We start from the raw sequence: 4,064 nt of genomic DNA, 5'->3' as shown, positions 1-4,064 counted from the left end.
TTAAATTAACAGTAAACTTGAAATTAACATTTTAAGGTCCCAAAAATAGTTTTTCAGCAACCTGCTAGTACCATCCAGGGACTCAATTATTTTGAGATCCATTTTATAAATTTTATGTTCAGGAGGTTCCATCCAAAACGATTAGAGGTCGGCAAATATTAATTTTAATTTTTTCTGGAAAGTTTCAGCAGGGAAGCTGAAGCTGGGAAATTGAGTATTCCTACTATCAAGGAGGATAAAGTTCATGCCAATTAGAATCTTTAACAATATTCCCTCGCTTAATGCTCAAAGGATTTTGGGCATTAACAATGATCGTTTGGCAACATCGGTAGAACGGATTGCTTCAGGAATTCGTATCAACCGAGGCGCCGACGATGCCGCGGGTCTCGCCATATCAGAAGCGCTGCGCTCTGACATTCGGGCTCTGCGTCAAGCCATAAGAAATGCCAATGATGGCATATCCCTCATCAATGTTACCGAAGGCGCACTGAACGAGCAATCCGGTATCCTCATTCGGCTCCGGGAACTTTCTTCTCAAGCCGCAACGGGAACCGTTGGTTCTAATGAACGTCAAACCATTCAATTGGAGTTTGACGCGCTTCGCAACGAGATCGACCGGATTGCGGCCACCACGGAATTCAATGGACAAAAACTGGTCGATGGTTCTCTCGCATCCGCCGTTTCCAGCACCAACCACATTCTGATCCAGGTGGGAATCGACTCCACCGTCAACAGCCGGATCAACTTGAATGCGGAAGTGGATTTACAGGCAATCACCTCTTCCAGCCTGGGCATTGCCAACCTATCCGTAACCACCGCCGGTGCGGCGCTCACCGCTCTCGAAACGTTTAACACGTCGATCTCCACCGTCACGCAAGGGCGAGGTAAGGTGGGTGCGGTGCAGAACCGGTTGGTTCGTACCATCGCCAACCTATCCATCACCGTCGAAAACCTTTCTGCTGCTGAATCCGCTATCCGGGATGCAGATATCGCAGAAGAAGTTGCATTCCTGACCCGAAATCAAATTCTGGTGCAGGCGGCGACCGCCATGGTGGGACAGGCTAACCTGATACCTCAGGCCGTGTTACAGCTACTTCAGTAAACTAAACAAATGAGCTCAGCATGGAAGCTGATCTTTTATGGGACATGAAACAGAACCACACCTTTTCAGGGAGGAAAAGAAATGTCATTGCAAATTTTTAGTAATTTATCTTCACTCAACGCTCAGAGGTCACTAGAGTCAAGCCGGTCTCAGTTGGGAACCTCAATTGCCCGCATTGCCTCAGGCATCCGCATCAACAATAGTTCAGATGATGCTGCCGGACTGGCTATATCGGAGGGACTAAATTCCGATATTCAAACTTTAAAACAAGGCGCCAGAAACCTTAACGACGGCTTGGCATTGATCAACACAATCGACGGCGCTTTGAACGAACAGGCCGGTATCCTCATTCGATTGCGAGAACTGGCAGCTCAATCCGCAACCGGAACCATTGGGGATACAGAGCGTAAAACCATCCAGTTGGAATTCGAAGCACTCACTAAAGAACTGGATCGGATTGCGAACACCACAGAGTTCAATGGTCAAAAACTCATCGATGGTTCCCTTGCAGCAGGGTCTGCAGAATCGATTGTCCTTCAAATCGGGCTCGACTCCTCTACAGAGAGTCGAATTAATATCAACGAGTCCTTAAATGTAACCGCAGCCACCAGCCAAGCCTTCGGACTCGACACTGAGTCCATTGATACCGAGGCGACAACACTGAATGCCATTGGAACCTTGACCGATGCTATTGACACCCTCAATCAAATAAGAGGCCGGGTGGGAGCGAACCAAAACCAGCTGACTCGTGCAAAAAACAATTTGAATGTATCCATCGAAGGCTTGACTACCGCCTTGACGACCATTCGAGACGCCGATCTTGCGGAAGAACTCGCCAGCCTGACAAAAAATCAGATCCTGGTTCAGTCGGGAGCGGCCATGGTGGGTCAGGCCAACCTGACGCCGCAGTCGGCTTTGACCCTGCTTCAGCCGTAACGCCGCAGTCGGCTTTGACTTTTCTTCAGTAATATCCGAGTAAAAAAGGAAGCCAAAAATTATTATTAATATTTTTTGTTAGCAACATTCTTCAAATGCATTCCCGCCTCTTGGCGGGAATGTTTTTTTGCGTCTGAACATTTCAGAATAAATAATACAGCGTGGTATGAAAAAATTAACTGTGGGCATCATCGGTTGCGGAAGAATCGGCAGTCTTCTCGAAGAGGACCCTCTCCGCGGAAAACCCTGCACCCATGCTGGAGGCTTTAATTCGCTTGCCTCTGTAAAACTGATCGCCGGATGCGATGTCGATCTGCCACGGCTCAAACAATTCGGTAAGCGTTGGGGCATTGACCGCCTGTACACTGATTACCAGGAAATGCTCCGGCAGGAAAACCTGGATATTGTCTGCATCGCCACCTGGACTCCCCTTCACGGAAGCATGGTGATCGAAGCCGCCCGTTCTGGCGTTAAAGGAATATATTGTGAAAAGCCTTTGAGCGTTGACCTGGCGGAAGCCCGGAAGATGGTAAAGATTTGCGAGAAAAAAGGAATTCCACTTATTATCAACCACGAACGGCGTTGGGATTTTTACTATCAAAAAGCCAGAGACATCATCCGATCGGGAAAAATAGGAGAAGTACGAACCATCATTGGCAATGCGCTGAGTTGGAAACCATCAAAACTCCCCCGCGAATCGTACGGAGGAGGTCCTCTTTTCCACGATGGAACTCACTTGACGGACCTGTTTTTATTTTTTGGCGGTCCCATGGATTGGGTGTCCGGTCACGAGGTGCGGCCTCACGGGAAAAAATACATCGAGGAAACCGCCTCCGCCATGATCCGTTTTAAAAGTGGCGCCCTGGGCTTTATCGAGGGAGGCGGCGCTAGAAACTATTTCAATTTTGAATTGGATATCCAGGGTTCAAAAGGCCGACTCCTCATTGGCAATGATGGAAGAGAACTCTATCTGACTCAGAAAAGTAAACGCTTTACCGGGTTCCAGGAATTGCAATCGACGGTTTTTCCAGAACCCAAAAGTCTCCAGAGTCCCTTCACGGGCGGCGCCAAAGATATGGTCCGTTGTATTCGCACCGGGCAGGACAGCGTCTCCAGCGGACGAGACGGGCTGAACGCTTTGGAGGTCATCTTTGCCATTTATCAATCTGCCCAGTTGAACGGGAAACGGGTTAAAATGAGATGAACCCTAAAAACCACGCATCCTTAATCTTGAGCCTGGTATTAGTCCTGGTTCTCAGCACAATGGCAAAAATATACTTGAACTCCAATAGTGAGTTTAATTTGGCGGAGGAATTTGTCTCAAAGAATAATTTCGAGGATGCTGTCACCCATTATGAGCGGTCGATTCAATGGCATGTTCCCGTAATGGATTTGCAGAACCGCGCCGCGGAGGGGTTATGGAAAGTCGCCCAGAAATTTGAAGCGGAAAAAGATTTTGAAAGCGCCCTCAATGCCTACCGCCTGCTTCGCGGAGCCTTTTATTCGGTCCGCAGTTTTTACACCCCCGGTAAAATCTGGATTCTGCGGTGCAATGAAAAAATTGCGGTCCTGATGACCAGAGAACCGGCAACATCAGAATCTGAAAAATCCAAATCTTATGAGGAAAGACTGGCTGAAAACTGGAAACTGCTTGCCGAAGAAAAACCTCCAAAAACTTTATGGGCCATGATGGCCGTTTTCGGATTTTTGGGGTGGATCGCCTGTACAGTTTTTTTTATCATGCACGCCATAAAAAAAACAGGAGAAATTCAAACGCGGCCCGCTCTTATCTGGGGTATCGGCTTTGTGTTGTTTTACAGCTTGTGGGTTGCAGGGTTGTTTTACACATGACCCGGCCTGTACAAGAATCATTAAATGATCCCCGCCCCAAGGGGCGGGGTATTTAAAGGGCACCTCTAAAAATTGACTAAATGCTCCTAATCGTCAATTTAAGGAGATGGTTTTGTTTTAGTGGGACAGGCTTTCCAGCCTGTCCGCACGGGCTAGAAAGCCCATGCCACTGATA

4 protein-coding genes are annotated in these 4,064 nt (G+C 48.0%); all 4 read left to right on the top strand.

All coding sequences use genetic code 11. From position 1 onward, the window contains the following. Positions 1-244: 244 nt before the first annotated feature. The 4 genes from O3C58_14025 (at position 245) to O3C58_14010 (ending at position 3,889) form a co-directional block, all read left to right on the top strand. A complete protein-coding gene (locus tag O3C58_14025; GenBank protein ID MDA0692968.1) occupies positions 245-1,102 on the top strand; it encodes a flagellin in 858 nt (285 codons plus the stop codon). A gap of 81 nt (positions 1,103-1,183) precedes the next feature. Next, positions 1,184-2,038: a flagellin gene (locus O3C58_14020; GenBank protein ID MDA0692967.1), complete on the top strand. Its 855-nt coding sequence runs from the start codon at positions 1,184-1,186 to the stop codon at positions 2,036-2,038. 166 nt (positions 2,039-2,204) lie between these two features. Then, a complete protein-coding gene (locus O3C58_14015; protein ID MDA0692966.1) occupies positions 2,205-3,242 on the top strand; it encodes a Gfo/Idh/MocA family oxidoreductase in 1,038 nt (345 codons plus the stop codon). Further along, positions 3,239-3,889, top strand: coding sequence for a hypothetical protein (locus O3C58_14010; GenBank protein MDA0692965.1), 651 nt, complete (start codon positions 3,239-3,241; stop codon positions 3,887-3,889). Before O3C58_14015 ends, O3C58_14010 begins: the two co-directional genes overlap by 4 nt. Positions 3,890-4,064 lie beyond the last annotated feature (175 nt).

It is taken from the genome of Nitrospinota bacterium (assembly GCA_027619975.1).
In the GTDB taxonomy this organism is placed as follows: domain Bacteria; phylum Nitrospinota; class Nitrospinia; order Nitrospinales; family VA-1; genus JADFGI01.
This window is presented reverse-complemented; position numbering and strand designations above follow the sequence as displayed.